The organism is Zobellia russellii (assembly GCF_044597075.1).
GTDB classification, from domain to species: domain Bacteria; phylum Bacteroidota; class Bacteroidia; order Flavobacteriales; family Flavobacteriaceae; genus Zobellia; species Zobellia russellii.
The window spans coordinates 4,121,712-4,139,854 of the sequence record NZ_CP139000.1 but is presented as its reverse complement, the minus strand read 5'-3'; the positions used below and the strand labels follow the sequence as shown (position 1 = coordinate 4,139,854).

General features: G+C 38.8%; 14 protein-coding genes. 7 read left to right on the top strand and 7 right to left on the bottom strand.

The genetic code is table 11. The features are described from left to right. Window positions 1-4 precede the first annotated feature (4 nt). From fusA to rpsL, 3 genes are all read right to left on the bottom strand, one after another. Window positions 5-2,140, bottom strand: coding sequence for an elongation factor G (gene fusA / locus SJY45_RS16875; RefSeq protein WP_215438413.1), 2,136 nt, complete (start codon window positions 2,138-2,140; stop codon window positions 5-7). Window positions 2,141-2,146: 6 nt separating this feature from the next. After that, complete coding sequence (gene rpsG / locus SJY45_RS16870; protein ID WP_013993855.1) at window positions 2,147-2,623, bottom strand: 30S ribosomal protein S7; 477 nt, start codon at window positions 2,621-2,623, stop codon at window positions 2,147-2,149. Window positions 2,624-2,697: 74 nt separating this feature from the next. After that, complete coding sequence (gene rpsL / locus SJY45_RS16865) at window positions 2,698-3,072, bottom strand: 30S ribosomal protein S12 (RefSeq protein ID WP_010519393.1); 375 nt, start codon at window positions 3,070-3,072, stop codon at window positions 2,698-2,700. A 650-nt stretch (window positions 3,073-3,722) separates the two neighbouring features. Here rpsL and SJY45_RS16860 point away from each other — a divergent pair. The 6 genes from SJY45_RS16860 to rlmB all read left to right on the top strand — a co-directional run bounded on the left by SJY45_RS16860 (window position 3,723) and on the right by rlmB (window position 12,992). After that, window positions 3,723-6,986 carry a SusC/RagA family TonB-linked outer membrane protein gene (locus SJY45_RS16860; protein WP_400072239.1) on the top strand — a complete coding sequence of 1,088 codons (3,264 nt, stop codon included), beginning with the start codon at window positions 3,723-3,725 and terminating at the stop codon, window positions 6,984-6,986. A gap of 10 nt (window positions 6,987-6,996) precedes the next feature. Continuing rightward, a complete protein-coding gene (locus SJY45_RS16855; protein WP_400072237.1) occupies window positions 6,997-7,581 on the top strand; it encodes a SusD/RagB family nutrient-binding outer membrane lipoprotein in 585 nt (194 codons plus the stop codon). Further along, window positions 7,556-8,461, top strand: coding sequence for a SusD/RagB family nutrient-binding outer membrane lipoprotein (locus tag SJY45_RS16850; protein ID WP_400072235.1), 906 nt, complete (start codon window positions 7,556-7,558; stop codon window positions 8,459-8,461). The genes SJY45_RS16855 and SJY45_RS16850 overlap by 26 nt, the downstream gene beginning before the upstream one ends. A 160-nt stretch (window positions 8,462-8,621) precedes the next feature. Beyond that, window positions 8,622-11,348 (top strand): T9SS type B sorting domain-containing protein, encoded by a 2,727-nt coding sequence (locus tag SJY45_RS16845; protein ID WP_400072233.1) that lies wholly within the window; start codon window positions 8,622-8,624, stop codon window positions 11,346-11,348. 8 nt (window positions 11,349-11,356) lie between these two features. Further along, complete coding sequence (locus SJY45_RS16840; RefSeq protein ID WP_400072231.1) at window positions 11,357-12,154, top strand: prolyl oligopeptidase family serine peptidase; 798 nt, start codon at window positions 11,357-11,359, stop codon at window positions 12,152-12,154. Between the two features lie 91 nt (window positions 12,155-12,245). Further along, on the top strand, window positions 12,246-12,992 hold the full coding sequence (rlmB, locus tag SJY45_RS16835; protein WP_215912896.1) for a 23S rRNA (guanosine(2251)-2'-O)-methyltransferase RlmB: 747 nt from the start codon (window positions 12,246-12,248) through the stop codon (window positions 12,990-12,992). 35 nt (window positions 12,993-13,027) lie between these two features. Here the strand turns inward: rlmB and SJY45_RS16830 are convergent, their stop codons facing one another. Then, the gene (locus SJY45_RS16830) at window positions 13,028-13,771 is read right to left on the bottom strand and encodes a rhomboid family intramembrane serine protease (protein ID WP_400072229.1); all 744 of its coding nucleotides are present in this window, start codon (window positions 13,769-13,771) and stop codon (window positions 13,028-13,030) included. Between the two features lie 145 nt (window positions 13,772-13,916). Between SJY45_RS16830 and SJY45_RS16825 the strand changes: the two genes are divergently transcribed. Next, on the top strand, window positions 13,917-15,194 hold the full coding sequence (locus tag SJY45_RS16825; protein WP_400072227.1) for a replication-associated recombination protein A: 1,278 nt from the start codon (window positions 13,917-13,919) through the stop codon (window positions 15,192-15,194). On the opposite strand, the gene SJY45_RS16820 is transcribed toward SJY45_RS16825, so the two are convergent. From SJY45_RS16820 to SJY45_RS16810, 3 genes are all read right to left on the bottom strand, one after another. Then, a complete protein-coding gene (locus SJY45_RS16820; protein ID WP_400072225.1) occupies window positions 15,191-16,051 on the bottom strand; it encodes a hypothetical protein in 861 nt (286 codons plus the stop codon). The two genes, SJY45_RS16825 and SJY45_RS16820, sit on opposite strands and share 4 nt — an antisense overlap. A gap of 83 nt (window positions 16,052-16,134) precedes the next feature. Further along, the gene (locus SJY45_RS16815; protein ID WP_400072223.1) at window positions 16,135-17,565 is read right to left on the bottom strand and encodes a DUF5723 family protein; all 1,431 of its coding nucleotides are present in this window, start codon (window positions 17,563-17,565) and stop codon (window positions 16,135-16,137) included. Then, complete coding sequence (locus SJY45_RS16810; RefSeq protein WP_400072221.1) at window positions 17,562-18,107, bottom strand: hypothetical protein; 546 nt, start codon at window positions 18,105-18,107, stop codon at window positions 17,562-17,564. Before SJY45_RS16810 ends, SJY45_RS16815 begins: the two co-directional genes overlap by 4 nt. Window positions 18,108-18,143: the final 36 nt, after the last annotated feature.

The window sequence follows — 18,143 nt, the reverse complement described above, 5'->3', positions numbered from 1 at the left end:
AAAATTAAGCGGTTGTAACACCTTTTGCTGCCTTAATAACCTGTTCTGAAATATTTGATGGAGTCTCAGCATAGTGAGAGAATTCCATTGTAGAGGTTGCTCTACCCGAAGAAAGTGTTCTTAGAGAAGTAACATAACCGAACATTTCCGATAATGGCACCTCACCTTTAATAACTTTAGCTCCAGCTCTATCACTCATACTAGAGATAGTTCCTCTTCTACGGTTCAAATCACCAACTATATCACCCATGTTCTCTTCTGGTGTTAACACCTCGATTTTCATGATTGGCTCCATAATTACGGCACCAGCAGCTTTACCTGCAGCTTTATATCCCATTTTTGCAGCAAGCTCAAAAGAAAGTGCATCAGAATCCACAGGGTGGAAAGAACCATCCTTTAAGACAACCTTCATTGAATCCATTTCAAATCCGGCTAATGGACCATTAAGCATTGCAGCTGCAAATCCTTTTTCAACAGAAGGAATAAATTCCTTAGGAATACGACCACCTTTTATCTCATCAACAAACTGCAACCCTTCTCCTTCGAAATCCTCATCTGCAGGACTCATTTCAAATACAATATCACCAAACTTACCACGACCACCAGATTGCTTCTTATAAGTTTCTCTGTGCGCAGCCATTTTAGTAAGCGCCTCTTTGTACTCAACCTGTGGCTCACCTTGGTTTACCTCTACTTTGAACTCACGTTTCAAACGGTCAACAATAATATCCAAGTGAAGCTCACCCATACCAGAAATAATTGTCTGACCTGAAGCCTCATCTGTTTTCACTTGGAATGTAGGATCTTCTTCAGCTAATTTAGCCAAAGCCATACCCAACTTATCTACATCAACCTTAGTTTTTGGCTCAACAGCAATACCAATTACAGGATCAGGAAAGTCCATACTCTCCAATACAATAGGATGCTTTTCAGCAGACATTGTATCACCTGTTTTAATATCCTTAAAACCTACCGCAGCCCCAATATCCCCAGCTTCGATAAAATCGATAGCATTTTGTTTATTGGAATGCATTTGATAAATACGTGAAATACGTTCTTTTTTACCTGAACGATTGTTCAATATATAAGAACCAGCATCCAAACGACCAGAATACGTTCTAAAGAACGCCAATCTACCAACAAATGGATCCGTAGCAATTTTAAAAGCTAAAGCCGCGAAAGGCTCCTTTACACTAGGTTTTCTAGACTCTTCTTGTCCAGTTTCAGGATTTACACCAACAATAGCATCCTTATCTACAGGAGAAGGCAAATATCTACAAACAGCATCCAACAAGAATTGAACACCTTTATTTTTAAATGAAGAACCACAGACCATAGGGATAATAGCCCTATCCATTACAGCAGCTCTTAATGCAGCATGAACTTCCTCTTCCGTGATAGAATCCTCATCTTCAAAGAATTTTTCCATCAACTCCTCATCATACTCCGCAACCGCTTCGATCAAGGCAGCTCTATACTCCTTAACCTCAGCTTTCATTTCCTCTGGAATATCAACAACATCAAAAGTTGACCCAAAACCTTCTTCGTGCCAAACTATTGCTCTGTTTTTAGCCAAATCGACAATACCTCTAAAGTCAGCTTCATCACCAATAGGCAATACAATTGGAACAGCATTTGACCCTAACATCTCCTTAACCTGCTTACACACGTTCAAAAAGTTAGAACCTTGACGATCCATTTTGTTAACAAAACCAATACGAGGCACTTTATAGTTATCGGCCAACCTCCAGTTAGTCTCAGACTGAGGCTCTACACCATCGACTGCACTAAAAAGAAAAACCAAACCATCCAAAACACGTAGAGAACGGTTAACTTCAACCGTAAAATCAACGTGTCCCGGAGTATCTATTATATTAAAGTGATAATCTTTGGTATCAGGCAATGGTTTTGCGTTTTCCATTGGAAATTTCCATGTACATGTTGTTGCAGCAGAAGTAATGGTAATACCACGCTCTTGCTCCTGCTCCATCCAGTCCATAGTAGCCGCACCATCATGCACCTCACCTATTTTATGACTAACACCTGTATAAAAAAGTATACGCTCAGTTGTTGTTGTTTTACCAGCATCAATATGAGCAGCAATACCTATGTTTCTTGTAAATTTTAAATCTCTTGCCATTTCTGATTAGAATCTAAAGTGTGAAAAAGCTTTATTAGCCTCTGCCATTTTATGTGTATCTACTCTCTTTTTAACCGCTGCACCTTCTTCTTTCGAAGCGGCAAGAACTTCAGCTGCTAATTTTTGTGCCATTCCTTTTTCATTACGCTTTCTAGCGAAGCTAATCAACCATTTCATCGCAGTGGAAATCTTACGATCAGGTCTAATTTGCATTGGAATTTGAAATGTAGCACCACCTACTCTTCTACTTCTAACCTCAACATGAGGCATAACATTTGAAAGGGCATCCTTCCAAAGCTCTAAAGCAGTTTTTTCGTCATCGGTCTTTTTTTCTTCTACGATATCCATTGCATCATAGAAAACACTGAAAGCGATTGACTTTTTACCGTCCCACATCATCATATTAACAAAACGTGTCACCAATTGATCGTTAAATCTTGGATCTGGTAAAAGTGGTCTTTTCTTTGCCTGTCTTTTTCTCATTACTTAATAATTTAGAGCTTGGAATCTATAATTGAAACTTACATCTCAACATTCACCCATAACTCTTTGTTCATTTACTTCTTAGGGCGTTTTGCACCATACTTAGATCTACGTTGAGTTCTTCCTGCAACACCTGCAGTATCCAAAGCACCTCTAACGATGTGATATCTAACACCTGGCAAATCCTTTACCCTTCCGCCCCTTACTAATACTATCGAGTGCTCTTGGAGGTTATGTCCTTCTCCAGGTATGTAAGCGTTTACTTCCTTACCATTGGTCAACCTAACCCTTGCTACTTTTCTCATAGCTGAGTTTGGCTTCTTAGGTGTAGTCGTATAAACACGAGTACAAACACCTCTTCTTTGAGGACACGAATCCAAAGCCGCCGATTTACTCTTCTTAGTAATCGTGGACCTTCCTTTTCGTACTAATTGTGAAATTGTTGGCATACTAATTATATATGTATAAATAACCCCTTGTTTAAGGGTCGGCAAATGTAAGACTATTTCGCAGAAATTCAAATAGTTTGGGATTAATTTTCAAGATTTTTATTTCCTCCAATTTTTCATAAAGTTTTAAGACAGTAACCGAAACCATATTCATCCCACAAAAAGCACCATAAAATAAATAATAAACAATTACCAAATTTTGACAATTCAACTATAATCATCATCATAGAAAAACAAGATAACCATCCATCAATATCAAAGACAGCCACACCAATAAGAAAATGTTCCCATGGATTTAAAACAAGTTAGAAATGACAGATAAACCTATGAAATTCATATTTGTTAGGATTATTCCTGTTAAATTAATCTTAAATCAATCGTATTTTGCCAAAAATAGCTAAATATCGACATAATTGAATAATTCTAATTTTTTTAACACAAACCAACAACCCTTTTCATCAAAGGAACTTAAAAATCGTTTTTTCTATAACTTTAACTTAACAAACTGTGTCATTTTACTAAATATATAGACTAAAACCTCATAATATCACACCTAAAAACCTATGCATGCATAATTTAGAGTTAAAAAAAATTGGATTATTAACGTGAATTTATGATTTTTGGCGCTAGCTAATTCAAATAATTATAAAATGAGAGCAAAACAAAAAGGATTGTTAACGCTGTTTTTGGCGTTAATTGTGCAGATTTCATTTGCACAAAACAAATCGATTACCGGTACGGTATCCGACCAAGACGGTCTACCACTGCCGGGAGTTAACATTGTTGTTCAAGGTACAACAAATGGTACCCAAACAGATTTTGACGGTAACTATGCTATTTCGGCTAGTGAAGGTCAGTCATTAGTATTCTCGTATATAGGATACAAAAATGAAACCCGTGCTGTTGGAACCTCAAACACTATCAACCTTCAAATGTCCGAGGATGCCCAGGCACTTGACGAGGTTGTGGTAACCGCTTTGGGTATCAAAAGGGAGAAAAAAGCTCTTGGTTACGCGACAACCAACGTTGGGGGCGATGAGGTTAACACCGCAAAAGAAACGAACTTCGTAAACTCGCTTTCGGGTAAGGTTGCAGGTCTGGATATTAAGAAAAGTAACACTTTAGGGGGGTCATCCAATATTGTCCTTAGAGGCTACACATCTATTACCGGAAACAACCAACCGTTGTTTGTAATTGACGGAACCCCTGTGAGCAATTTGAGCAATTCTAGTTCGTCTAGTTTCGACACTGCAACTAATGACCAAACCTCTGGAAGGGGCGGTTATGATTTCGGTAATGCCGCAATGGACATCAATCCTGAAGATATTGAAACAATCAACGTTCTGAAAGGGGCCGCAGCATCCAACCTTTACGGTTACCGAGCAGCCAATGGAGTTATCATTATTACCACTAAAACGGGGAAAAGGAAGAAAGGTCTAGGCTTTACGGTAAATTCCGGAATAACTTTTAGCAATTATGACAAAGATACTTTTCCTAAATACCAGACCGAATATGGTGCAGGTTACGGTCCTTATTACGATGGTCCTGGGGGATATTTCTTTGAACAAGATATAGATGGAGATGGATTGGATGACCTAACTACTGTTTTTACCGAAGACGCTTCATTTGGTGCTGCCTTTGACCCAAGTCTGTTAGTATATCAATGGGACGCTTTTTACCCTGAATCACCTAATTATCTTCAAGCAACTCCTTATGTAGCCGGGAAGAATGACTTTTCCCAAATCTTCAATACAGGTGTTACACTAAATAATAGCATTTCTGTTTCTGCTGGCAGTGACACGGGGTCTTTTAGATTGGGATATACGAATTTAGATCAGACAGGTATCTACCCAAATAGTCAATTGCAGCGAAATTCGATTGATTTTAACGGTTCGCAAGATTTATCAGATAAATTTACTGTTGGCGTTAAAGCTACATTTACAAAAACTGATGGTAAAGGACGTAGCGGTACCGGCTATGACGGAAAAAACATAGCACAAAGCTACAGGCAATGGTACCAAACCAACGTTGATATCGCCGCACAAGAGCAAGCATATCTAACGACAGGTAGAAATGTAAGCTGGAACTATGGTGGAGACCCCTTAACCGAGGGTGGCAGAAAACCTATTTTCTTCAACAATCCCTACTTCGTTCTATATGAAAGCTACGAAACCGATACTAGAAATAGATTATTTGGAAACGTTAACCTAACATACAAAGCTAAGGATTGGTTAAGTATTACAGGAAGAACTTCACTTGACACCTACTCAGAATTACAGGAAGAACGTATTGCAGTTGGAAGTGTAGATGTCTCCGAATACAGCAGATTCAACAGAACTTTTACTGAAATAAATTACGACCTTTTATTCAACTACAACTTTGATTTAAGTGAGAAGCTGAGTTTGGATGGAGTTGTAGGTGCCACAGCAAGGCAGCAAAGAATAGAATCCATAAGGGCTAAGACCAGCGGTGGTCTGGCTGTTCCTAGATTATATGCTTTAGGAAACTCAGTCAATCTCTTAAATCCACCTACGGAATACCTAGGTAAATTAAAAGATTATGGTTTCTATGCAAATGCTTCTTTCGGTTACAACAATCTGCTTTATCTAGATATTTCGGGTCGTTATGACATATCGTCTACTCTACCTGAAGAAAATAATGGTTTCTTCTATCCAGCAGTTTCAACCTCCTTTGTATTTTCACAACTAATAGATGCAGATTGGTTGACTTTTGCCAAATTAAGAGCTAACTATGCTGAAGTGGGTAACAGCACAAATCCTTATAGGGTATACGATAGTTACGCAAATCCAACAAACTTTACAGTTCCTTTCTTTTCTGTTAGTAACCAAAAATCCAATCCAGATTTTGTTAATGAGCTTACGAAGAGTTACGAAGTAGGATTGGAAACAAGTTTTTTCAATAAACGGTTAGGATTTGACGTAGCTTATTATAATACTCAATCCACAAACCAGATATATCCAGTAGCTGTCAGTAGGGCAACAGGATATCAATCCGTAGTTGTCAACTCAGGTCAAATAGACAATAGCGGTATTGAGTTATCTGCTTTCGTTTCTCCTGTAAGAACAGAGGATTTTGAGTGGGCCATTTCCGGTACTTGGGCAAAAAATGAAAGTGAAGTAGTATCTCTCTTCGAAAATCCAGCCACGGGTGAAGAAGTGACCAATCTTCAAATGGCTTCTTTACAAGGTGGTGTTTCCATTAACGCAACAGTAGGACAACCTTATGGAAGTATATGGGGGTCTAACTTTACCTATCTTAATGGCGAAAAAGTTATCGATCCGGATAATGGACGTTATGTTGTGGATAGCGCACCGCAACCGATAGGTGACATCAACCCTGATTGGAAAGGTGGTATCACAAATAGATTGACATACAAAGATTTTTCTTTTAGCTTTTTAATAGACATTCAAAAAGGCGGAGATGTATTCTCCTTAGATACTTGGTACGGTTATGCTACAGGGATATATGATATAACTGCCGGAACAAACGAATTGGGCAACCCAAAACGCGATCCGGTTGCTGATGGTGGCGGTATTATACTTGAAGGTGTGAATCCCGATGGAAATACAAATACAACTAGAACTAGTATGGACACGTATGCTAATGCTCTTGGATATGTTCGTGCGCCAAATGCATTGCATGTATACGATGCCAGTTATGTTAAGCTTAGAGAGGTTACCTTATCATATAATCTTCCTAAAAAGCTTATAGACAAATTACCATTTAATGGTATTTCAATGTCTGTTGTTGGAAGAAATCTTTGGATTATTGACAAGAACATGCCTTATTCCGATCCAGAAGCTGGTTTAAGTAGCGGTAACATTCAAGGTTATCAATCTGGTGCTCATCCAGCTCAAAAGGAATACGGATTTAACTTGAAATTTCAATTTTAAAAAATAAACTATGAAAAAATATTTGTTTTTAATCACAGCGGTTGGACTTCTGACTTCTTGTTCTGATTTTGGAGATTTAAACCAAGATCCCAAAGAAGCTAAAATCGGCGAAGCTCCACCTGAGACTTTGTTTGCTGTAGCAACCAAGCAACTTAGCGACCAAATGACAAGCACAAGTGTTAACCGAAATATATTCCGGCTTTTTGCCCAACATTGGACGGAGACCACATATACAGATGAAACCAATTACAATTTAATTACTCGAGATCAACCAGGGACGCATTGGAATGAACTGTATAGGGATGTATTGAGAGATTTTGACGAATCTCGCCGTCTGATTAACTTAGACGACACCGGACTAACACCGCCTGCAGTCGTTGATAATCAACTAGCTATAATTTCAATACTAGAAGTTTTTACATATCATGTTTTAGTAGACACCTTTGGAAATGTTCCATTTACTGATGCTATTAATATTGACAATGTTCTTCCTACATATGATGATGATGAAGAAATTTATAACGCCATCATTGAAGACTTAGACGTTGCCTTGACCATGTTAACTGTAGGTGAAGAATCTTTTGGCTCATTCTGATTTAATTTATGGAGGTGATGTTTCTGCCTGGGTAAAATTTGCAAATTCTTTAAAGTTAAGGTTAGCTCTCAGAATTGCAAAAGTAAATCCAAGTAAGGCTGCAACTATGGCAACAGAAGCCGTTGCTGGAGGAGTTTTTGAATCAAACTCAGATAACGCAAGTTTCCAGTACTTGTCCGCAGACCCCAATACGAATCCTGTTTGGGTTGATTTGGTTCAAAGTGGACGCCAGGATTTTATACCTGCAAACACAAATGTTGACATAATGAATTCCCTAGAAGATCCTAGAAGAAAGATATATTATGATGACAACTTGGATGGAGATTATATTGGAGGTATTTACGGATCAAATTCCCCGTATAGAAATTACACCCATTTAGGGTCTATATTTCACCAACCTGAAACTCCAGGCATCCTATTGGATTATCCCGAAGTTGAGTTTTTATTAGCAGAAGCAGCAGAACTTAGGTTAGTTGGAACTCCTGCAGATGCTGAAGTGCACTACAATAATGCCATCATAGGTTCATTTGTTTTCTGGAACGCCGGTGACGAAGTTCAAGAGTTGTCCCCTACTGCCGTTGCAACTGCTTATTTGAGTAAGCCAGAAGTAGCTTACGCTACCGCAGCCACGTCTTGGCAAGAAAAAATTGCCGTGCAAAAATGGATTCATTTATTCAATAGAGGATTTGAAGCATGGACTACTTACAGATTATACGGTTATCCTACCATGAACGTTCCAGAAATTTCTGGAGAAGACGTTCCTAGAAGATATACCTATCCAATTGATGAGCCTTCTGTAAATGGCGGAAGTTATGCTGCTGCTTCAGAAGCAATGGGTGGAGATACTAAAGCTTCCCGAATTTTTTGGGATGTAGAATAATCATATTCTAAAATTTATTAAAGAAACCTGCTTATATATAAGCAGGTTTTTTTTTACCAATGCACACCTATTAAGACCAACTTTTCCCCATGATTTTCCTTTGCTTAATTATATTTTAGCTCATTAATTTTTACTATTTTTATTAATCAACATTGTACTAATGTGGTATTTAAGATTATTGGTATTCTTTCTTTCACTATACAGCTCTCATAGCGTCTTTGCACAAAGAGAAGCCAGCAGGTGGTATTTTGGGGAGAATGCCGGCTTAAATTTTAATGAAGGTAACCCCTCCCCTTTATTGGACGGCAAACTAATGACACATGAAGGGTGTGCCACCATTTCGGACAGAAACGGCAATCTCCTATTTTACACCGATGGTATAACAGTTTGGGACAAAACTCATCAGATTATGCCAAATGGGCAAGGCCTCTTAGGTCATGAATCGAGCACACAATCGGCTTTGATTGTCCCAAAAACCGGATCTCATACGGAATATTATGTATTCACGGTAAACGAACCTGAACCAAAAGATGATATCAATTACGGATTAAATTACACCCTTGTGGATTTAAGCCTCAACAACGGATATGGTGACGTTGTAATATCTAAAAAAAACATACATCTTATCACTTACAATCCAAACGACCCAACAGAATCACATCTTAAATGTTCGGAAAAACTGACCGCAGTCCAGCACGAAAACGGTACATCCACGTGGGTTTTAACCCACTTCGGCAGCTATTTTTATTCATTTAAAATCGATAAAGACGGTGTTCATGAAAGCCCGGTTAAGAGTATGACCGAAGTAGAGGCCTTCCCTAGTGGATACAAACAAAATGGAATTGGTTACCTAAAAATATCCCCAGACGGGAAAAAAGTTGGCATCGCCCATAGCCAGACCAATTTCAGCACCATAACGGGGCCAAAAACACCTGACAGACAGAAACAAACAGGAAAAATCCTCTTATACGATTTTGACACCAATACTGGAAAGGTAAGCAATGAGCAAGTTTTATTAAGCAACAAGATACCCTACGGAATTGAGTTTTCTCCAAAATCATCCAAGTTATATACCACAGTTAACAACTACAAGGATGATGGCAGTCCCTTAGGAAGTTCTTTGTACCAATTTGACCTATCTTCAAGTAACATCAGGCAATCTATCATAGACGTAAACACTTCTTCTAATGTAGCTGGAGCCCTTCAACTGGCTATTGACGAAAAAATATATCGTGCAGGATATGCGATAGGTGCATCTGGCACTAGCCTATCAGTTATCAATAACCCCGAAGCCCTAGGAACTGCTTGCAATTATATAGCAAACACTATTTCTCTTGGCGGCAGATTTTCCGCGTTAGGCCTCCCTCCCTATGTTCAATCTTTGTTTCTTCTGAAGTTTGAATTTCAAAATGTTTGCCTTCGCGACGAAACCCAATTTACCATTCAAGGTGATGCCCCATTCGATTCAGTATCATGGGATTTTGGTGACGGTCATACATCAAACGTAGAATCTCCAAAACATGTTTACACCCAACCCGGGGAATATACAGTTACGCTAACCAAAACAATAGGTGGCACCTTATCCGATCCAATTACAAAAACCGTCACTATCTATGACGCTCCAAAAACGCCATCAAATACAATTGAATATTACCAATGTACCAATACACCAAACAATAACGGCATTGAGAAGTTTAATCTTGCTAATATTAATTCTTCCGTAAGTCTAGATACCAATCAAATTATAAACGTGTTTTATTACAAGGATTTACAAAGTGCAGAAATGGACACAAGTAATCTCAACGCACTTCCTTTTGAATATAGAAATACGGTTCCTGACGAGGTATTGATAGCCAAGGTAATAAACCCAATCAGCTTATGCTACAGTTATGCCAAGGTCAAATTAAAGGTGAAACAAGCCCTAACTTTAGACATTATGGACCTTAGTGGATGTGCCTTAGGAGATGCGACTGCTGAGTTTCATCTTGATTTAAAAAGGGAATCCATACGGACACAATTAAACCTTTCGAAAGATAGTAACATTCAGTTTTACCTTACCGAAAACAAAGCCCTCCTTGGTTCTAACGACTATCTACCCGATAACTTTGTTTCAAGGAATAACACTATTTATGTTCGAGTAGAAAACGAAAATATTTGTTATGGGTCTGGAAAATTTAATATCCGAATTGAAGAATTCGACATAGCACCTACCCAAGACATACTACTCTGTGGCACAGATGGTAAAGAAACAATTCTATCTTCCGGTATTACAAATAACCCAAACGCCAACTACACGTTCGAATGGTCTACAGGCGAGACTACAGAAACCATTAAGGTTACCGAAGATGGCATCTATTCAGTAAGAGTAACCAATGACACGGGGTGTTCTGCAACTAGTTCTATTACCGTCACAAAAACAGAACTACCCAACATACAAAATGTTAATGTATCAAATGATACTGTCGAAATTATAATTAATGGAAACAGGCCGTTTGAATACAGTCTAGACGATGAAAACAACTATCAAGTCAGCAATATTTTCAAAAATGTCCCGACAGGAACCCATACAATATACGTGAGAAATATAAATGGATGCGGACTTAGCTCGCAAAAAGTTTCCGTTTTGGCTTATCCAAAATTTTTCACCCCAAACGGCGACTCAAACAATGATTATTGGCAAATACAAGGTTTCGATTCCTCCCAACTACCAAAAGATCTCATCTCCATTTTTGATAGGTACGGAAGCCTCCTTGCTCAAATTGAGCCAACCTCACGGGGTTGGGATGGCAGCTATAACGGACGCACCTTAGAATCTTCTGATTATTGGTTCAGTTTAACCCTTTCAAATGGCCGCGTTATTAGAGGACATTTTACACTTAAACGTTAAAAAAACTTATGAAATTATCAAAGATATTCAAACTTCTAATCATTACACTAGCCTCAGGTCTTTTCTTGTCTTGTAGCTCAGATTCGAGTGATGACACCCCTCAACCTAAAGAAATCACTTTCGAAAACGTTGATAAGAGCTTTTCCGAGTTACAAATCAAAGAAGGCAATAATGACTTCAGATTAGAAGTCCCAAATGGGCTTTTTTGGAATTTTCGAGTAACGGCTCCTAAGCCTTCCGAAGAAAAGAAACCTCTTTTCATCAACCTTCATGGTGCCGCAGGTGGCAGCCCTGATGCTCACAAAAACACTTCCTGTTATTTAGAAAGTGCAACATCATCAATCAATGCTTTTGTTGTCAGTCCAAATGGCGGCACATATCAGTGGTTTGAACCTATTAATCAATCACAAGTTATGGGCATAGTAACCCTTGCATTAAAATATTGGAATATTGATTCAAACAAAGTCGTTGTAACAGGCTACAGTAACGGAGGCATAGGAAGCTGGTTCTTTGCAGAAACCCAACCAGAAGTGTTTAGCGCAGGCATACCACTAGCTAGCTCCTACAATACAACCAATACAAATGGTGAAGCCCGAAAAATTGACTCGCCTTTATATGTAATTCATGGTGAAGATGATGAACTCTTTCCTTTATCCCAAACCCAGACATGGGTAGAACAGTCAGTTGAAGTGGGAAGCGAAATTGAATTTGTGGTAGCAAACGGACTAACACATAACGAACTTTGTCAATATTCCCCATACTTTGATGATGCTGTTTTATGGGTCACGACCTCAATCTGGGAATAAGACTATCACGAATGTTATTTTTTCAACCTAACTAACTATTCTTACAACAGAATCTAATAATTTGGTATTCTAACACCCTATATTTGCACCCATGGATAAAACAACTCAAATTTACGGTATACGCGCAGTCATTGAAGCTATAAATGCTAACGAACCTATAGACAAGGTATTTGTACAAAAAGGTCTCAAAGGTGATCTGTCCCGTGAATTGGAGGGTTTAATTCGAAAAAATGGCATCAACACTTCTTATGTACCTATTGAAAAGCTCAACCGGTTAACACAAAACAACCACCAAGGTGTTGTCGCCAATATCTCCCCAATTACCTTCTACGAGCTAGAGGAACTTGTTGAGTCTGTCATTGCGGATAAAAAAGCCCCGTTATTTCTGCTACTTGACCAACTTTCTGATGTACGTAATTTTGGAGCAATAATCAGAACTGCGGAATGTACCGGTGTAGATGGCATCATTATTCAGAAAAAAGGAGCCGCTCCTGTAACTGCAGATACGATAAAGACTTCTGCCGGTGCCGCTTTTAACGTACCAATAGCTAAAGTAGACCATATTAAGGATGCCGTTTATTACCTTCAGGCAAGTGGCATTAGTGTGGTAGGTGCTACCGAAAAAACAGATACCTCCATTTACGATATTAACTTTACCGGACCCTCGGCTATAATTATGGGGTCTGAAGACAGGGGTATTTCACCGTCCACTTTAAAAGCTGCTAATCATTTGGCCAAACTACCTTTGTTAGGAGAAATTGAGTCCCTAAATGTATCCGTTGCTTGTGCCGTATTTTTATACGAAACGGTTAGACAAAGAACTTCCTCCAAATCATAGGAGCTAAGTAAGACCTAGGTTCAATTTTTACAGATTTATTCCAAAGAGTCGGTTTCTTTGTTTTCTTTATAGTGATAGGTAATTTGTACTGTTTCTTCTGGTTTGATTTCTTCAGGTGGACTCTCTATAAAATTACCGTTTTCATCAAATTGACGTAAAAATGCATCGGCTTCTTCATCATAATCATCCTCTTCCCAAGCATATTTTTTTATAGGTGGTGTTTCTGTCTTTAGTACAAATGCCAGCAGTAATCCCCCAAGAAATCCCCCCAAATGTCCTTCCCAAGATATTCTGTCTTCCACAGGAAAAATATACCAAAGCATACTCCCGTATATAAAAACCACAATTAGGGATAAGGCAACTAGACGATAATGTTTGGTAAATATCCCTTTAAAAAAAATAAAACTTGCCAAAAGATATATAACACCACTGGCCCCAATATGATATGACGGTCTCCCTATCCCCCACGTAAATAATCCGGAAATTAAGATTCCGATAAACAGTACCCGTAATGCGATACGTCTATAAAAATAAAATAGTGAAGCGCTTAAGACCACTAAGGGAAAAGTATTATTATAAAGGTGCTCCAACGAACCATGAATAAAAGGGCTAAATAAGATGCCTTTTAAGCCCGAAACTCGTTGCGGGTATATACCATAATCATTTAGGTTGATTTTAAAGCGTAATTCCACCCAAAACACCGTCCAAATAGAAATCACCGCCAATAATGGGGCAATTATTACACTGTTAGTGAATTTAAAATAAGTGTTATCGGACATATAGTATAAATTTAGCAATAAGTTAGCCAACTGCTTACAGACTGCTAAATCGTCATTTACGAATGACAGTCTTTCTGTGCTTAAAAAAGTTCGTTTGCCTTTTTATAGAAACCATCTTCTAACATCTTTATTATACTTTTGTATTATGAACGAACCTTTAGCGGAACGCATTCGCCCCAAAAGCTTAGAAGATTATATTAGCCAGAACCATTTGGTAGGGAAAGAAGGCTCTCTAACCAACCAAATCAAGAGAGGCATTATACCTTCCCTTATCCTGTGGGGACCTCCCGGTACAGGAAAAACAACCCTGGCCAATATCATAGCAACGGAAAGCGAGCGTCCTTTCTACGTCCTTAGTGCCATTAACAGTGGGGTTAAGGATATACGCGAGGTCATAGAAAAGGCAAAAAAAAGTGGAGGGCTGTTCACTGCAAAAAATCCTATTTTATTTATAGACGAGATTCATCGTTTCAGTAAATCGCAACAAGATTCGCTCTTGGCAGCGGTTGAAAAAGGTTGGGTCACCCTAATTGGCGCCACTACGGAAAACCCTAGTTTTGAAGTAATTCCCGCATTACTATCTCGTTGTCAGGTTTATATATTGAATGCTTTTGGAAAAGAAGACCTAAACAACCTTCTTAAAAGAGCCATTAAAGAGGACAAATACCTGAAGTCAAAAAAAATAAATTTAAAGGAGACCGAAGCCCTCATGCGATTGTCCGGTGGTGACGGAAGAAAATTACTGAATATTTTTGAACTAGTTGTAAACTCCGAGCCTGGGGATACTATAGAAGTTACGGATACGCTCGTTATGAGCAAAGTTCAAAAAAATACGGTATTATATGACAAAACTGGGGAGCAACACTATGATATTGTTTCGGCATTTATAAAATCCATCCGCGGAAGCGATCCCAACGGTGCGGTCTATTGGCTCGCAAGAATGATCGAGGGTGGTGAAGATATAAAATTCATTGCCAGGAGACTTCTTATTTCCGCTTCAGAAGATATTGGTCTTGCCAATCCTACCGCATTGGTCATAGCAAACAATGCTTTTCAGGCCGTTAATACAATAGGATATCCGGAAGCTAGTATTATCCTTAGCCAATGCGCAGTATACTTGGCTACTTCCCCAAAAAGCAATGCTAGCTACATAGCGATTAAAAAAGCTCAGCAAAAAGTCAGGGAAACCGGAAATCTGTCCGTTCCCCTACCCTTACGCAACGCTCCTACCAAGTTAATGAAAGATTTAGGATATGGTGCCGAATACCAATACGCGCATGATTATGAAAATAACTTTGTAAATGTAGAGTTCCTTCCCGAGGAGTTATCCGGTACCTCTTTCTATCAGCCAGGAAACAATTCCCGAGAAAACGCAATTAAAGATTTTTTAAAAAACAGGTGGAAGGGTAAGTATGACCATTAAAATTTAATGGTCAATTCTTCCGTTTTAAGCGCTCCATCTACATATTGCTCAAAATACCATTTTCCGTTTTGTTGAAAAACAACTCCATTTTTTCCTTCGCCTTCAGCTAAGAAATAATCGGGCAATGAACTTTTAAAGATTTTTAACTGAATTTTAGGAGTACTGTCTACCAACTGAAATCCGTTAGCAATTTCTTGGGCATATAACGTACCCATTGCGGACACTTCAGCCTTTATAGCAACACTAGGCGCTTGAACCGATTTTTTTACATGGGATGGCTGCGGCCTATTATCTTTATAACTTTGGTTTTCACGAGTTGCCACCTGCTGAACCATTGGTTGCTTATTTTTTGGCTCATAGCTCGTTTTTTCCTCTATTTGCTTTACATCATTTTTCATGCTCACGGTTACAGGTTCGGTCTTATCCGCTTTACCGTTATACTTGTAGCTAATAGTGTTGAACGCCTTAAAAGCATTCCTTAAGGCCTCCCCATAAGCCAATTTATAGTCCTTCTCCTTACTTTTACCTACAGGTGTTGCAAAAACTTCTTGTCCGTTGCAATTTTCCAAGACCACACCGGCCTTGGTTGTAAACATAGATGAATCATCAATAAGGTTTGCGGTTAGCCCCAGACACCTATTGTTGTTCAGTTCATTGGGCAGCTCGTCTTCATAGACAGTTTGGAACCCTTCTTCGGTAAATAAAAATTTCACCAAAGTACTGGTTTGATACTGATTTACTTTTTTAAAACCATCAAACTTCTTTGGAACAATTATGTACTTGTAGTCATTAAGTTGTTCTTGGGCCATACCAATGAGACTTACCATGAAAAAACAGGTCAGGAATATATGCTTCACAATCTTTATATTTAATATTTGTAAATAGGAAGATGAAAAAAGCGTGCCAAACCTTGAAGTTGATCATTATTGGCACTACAATATCATTTCTTGCCCCAAGATATGATATTTAATCCTAACTGAAAAGAAGCATAATTACTATCTGCCAAATTGCGATACGATAACAAATTATCTGCAATGGCATAAATATTTACAGGCCCCGCTTGTATGGAAAGGCCTAGACCTATGTTGGAATATGAAAATTTATCTACGGTATAAGTGGTCTTTACACTCATAAAGTTACCAAACCTTCTTTGGTAAAATCCGGTTAGCGCCATCTGCGGGCCCCTCGGCCTACTTATAACATACAATTGCCCACCAACACTATTAACATATTTGGCCCGTGCACGGTTACTAGAGGCATTTACACCACAGGCACAATTTGCCCGGTTGTCTACATGCTCTCCAAAGTTATAGCGCAAAGAACCGTATAGCTTTGTTGGCCTAAAAGCTATGTAACTGTCTGTATTGTCTTCAAAAGGGACAAAATCCTCTACATCATCAACAAGGTTTTGCCAAAAATCGGCATTGGGGTCTGCCGCTGCTTCCGGCAAAATTATCTCAATGCCCTCTATAGTTGCTCTTCCGTTTAACGTATAACTTCGGATATCTTTGGAATGATATATAAAACCTAGATCCAAGAGACTTCCCGTAAGGACGGTTTGGTCATTAAGTTGGTAAGTGAAGCCCAAATCTACACCAACCCCAAGATTACCTCCCAAGAATGCCCGTTTTGTAATGGTACTTCCAATAGTTCCATCATCTACAGCATCTTTTAACCCGTTAAGTCCTGAAGTACGTAATTGCATATCCGCCTCTACAGTACTGCTGTAGATATTGTTTACGCCCTCTTTAGTTATAAAAGTACCTTTGTTTTTAGTAGAATTGAAATCGAAAATACTTGAGTAAAGTTTACCCCTGACCCCAATGGTAAGTTCATTATCTATTTTTTTGTTCAAGCCAATATGAAACACATTCATTAGCTCTCCTCTTGTCTTCAGGTGCCCAAGATCAAAAGGTTGATTGAGTCTGTCCGCATTTCCTTCAAAAGCCAGTATGGCATAATCTTGAAACCAATACCCAATGGCATCACCTTCAATATACATTCCTGAAGTGTAGAAATTATCAGGATTTTTGCCTCTAAAACCAAAGTTTAAAAGTTCAATCTGAAATGTTCCGCTCAATTCGTCACGAGCGTTCATACCATAAATGGCACGCTCTCTTATTTTATCATTGATATCAAGACCGTCATCCGCAAAAATATCATTTACTGAAAGACCGCTAGAACCCGCCTGAAGTGATAACCCTGACAATAACGGCACCCCTGCATACCACTGAAAATCCGTGTCTACACCTGGGTTAACCATAGCAGATTGCGGAATCTCAACAAAATCGTACAACAGCTGTTTGTTCTGCCCGAACATAGTAAAGCATGTCCAAAAAAGGACTATAAAAAGTAGTTTAGGGGCTCTCATTCTATTTCTACTCTGAATTTTCCGCTAGATTTAAGAATAACCTTGGGATCGGGTTCACTTGAAGTACTAGTAGTATCGCCCAAATTATTGGCCGTTACGCGAATGCTTGATGTATTTTTGATAATATCTATACTACGTCCTGCGGTTCCGTAAGCCACATCGCGCTGCAAAGAAGATGGCGCTGGGTCTACAGGAATTATTTCAGTATCAAGAACGTTCTCATCCGCATCAAGCAATTCTATAGTAACCTCTAGCTCCTTACTCGTCGTATTTTCAACAATATAGGTTATGGTTCCATCCAGTACCCGTTTTGAAAAAACGTCCGAGCTAAAGGCATCAAAATTAAAATTCCGAGAAAAAACATTCCCTCCACTTGCTGCATTAACCAAATCTTCAGGGGCTTCTACATAAAGAATGCTCGCCTCCAAGGTAGGTGTAACCCCTACCTCATCATACTGGTTAAAATCTTGCTCCTCTATACACGAAAACAGTGTGAGGGAACAAACCGTACAAAGTAAAATGGATTTAAGTAATTTTATCATGGTAATACCTAATACAGGCCTTAGTTGGCGCAATTA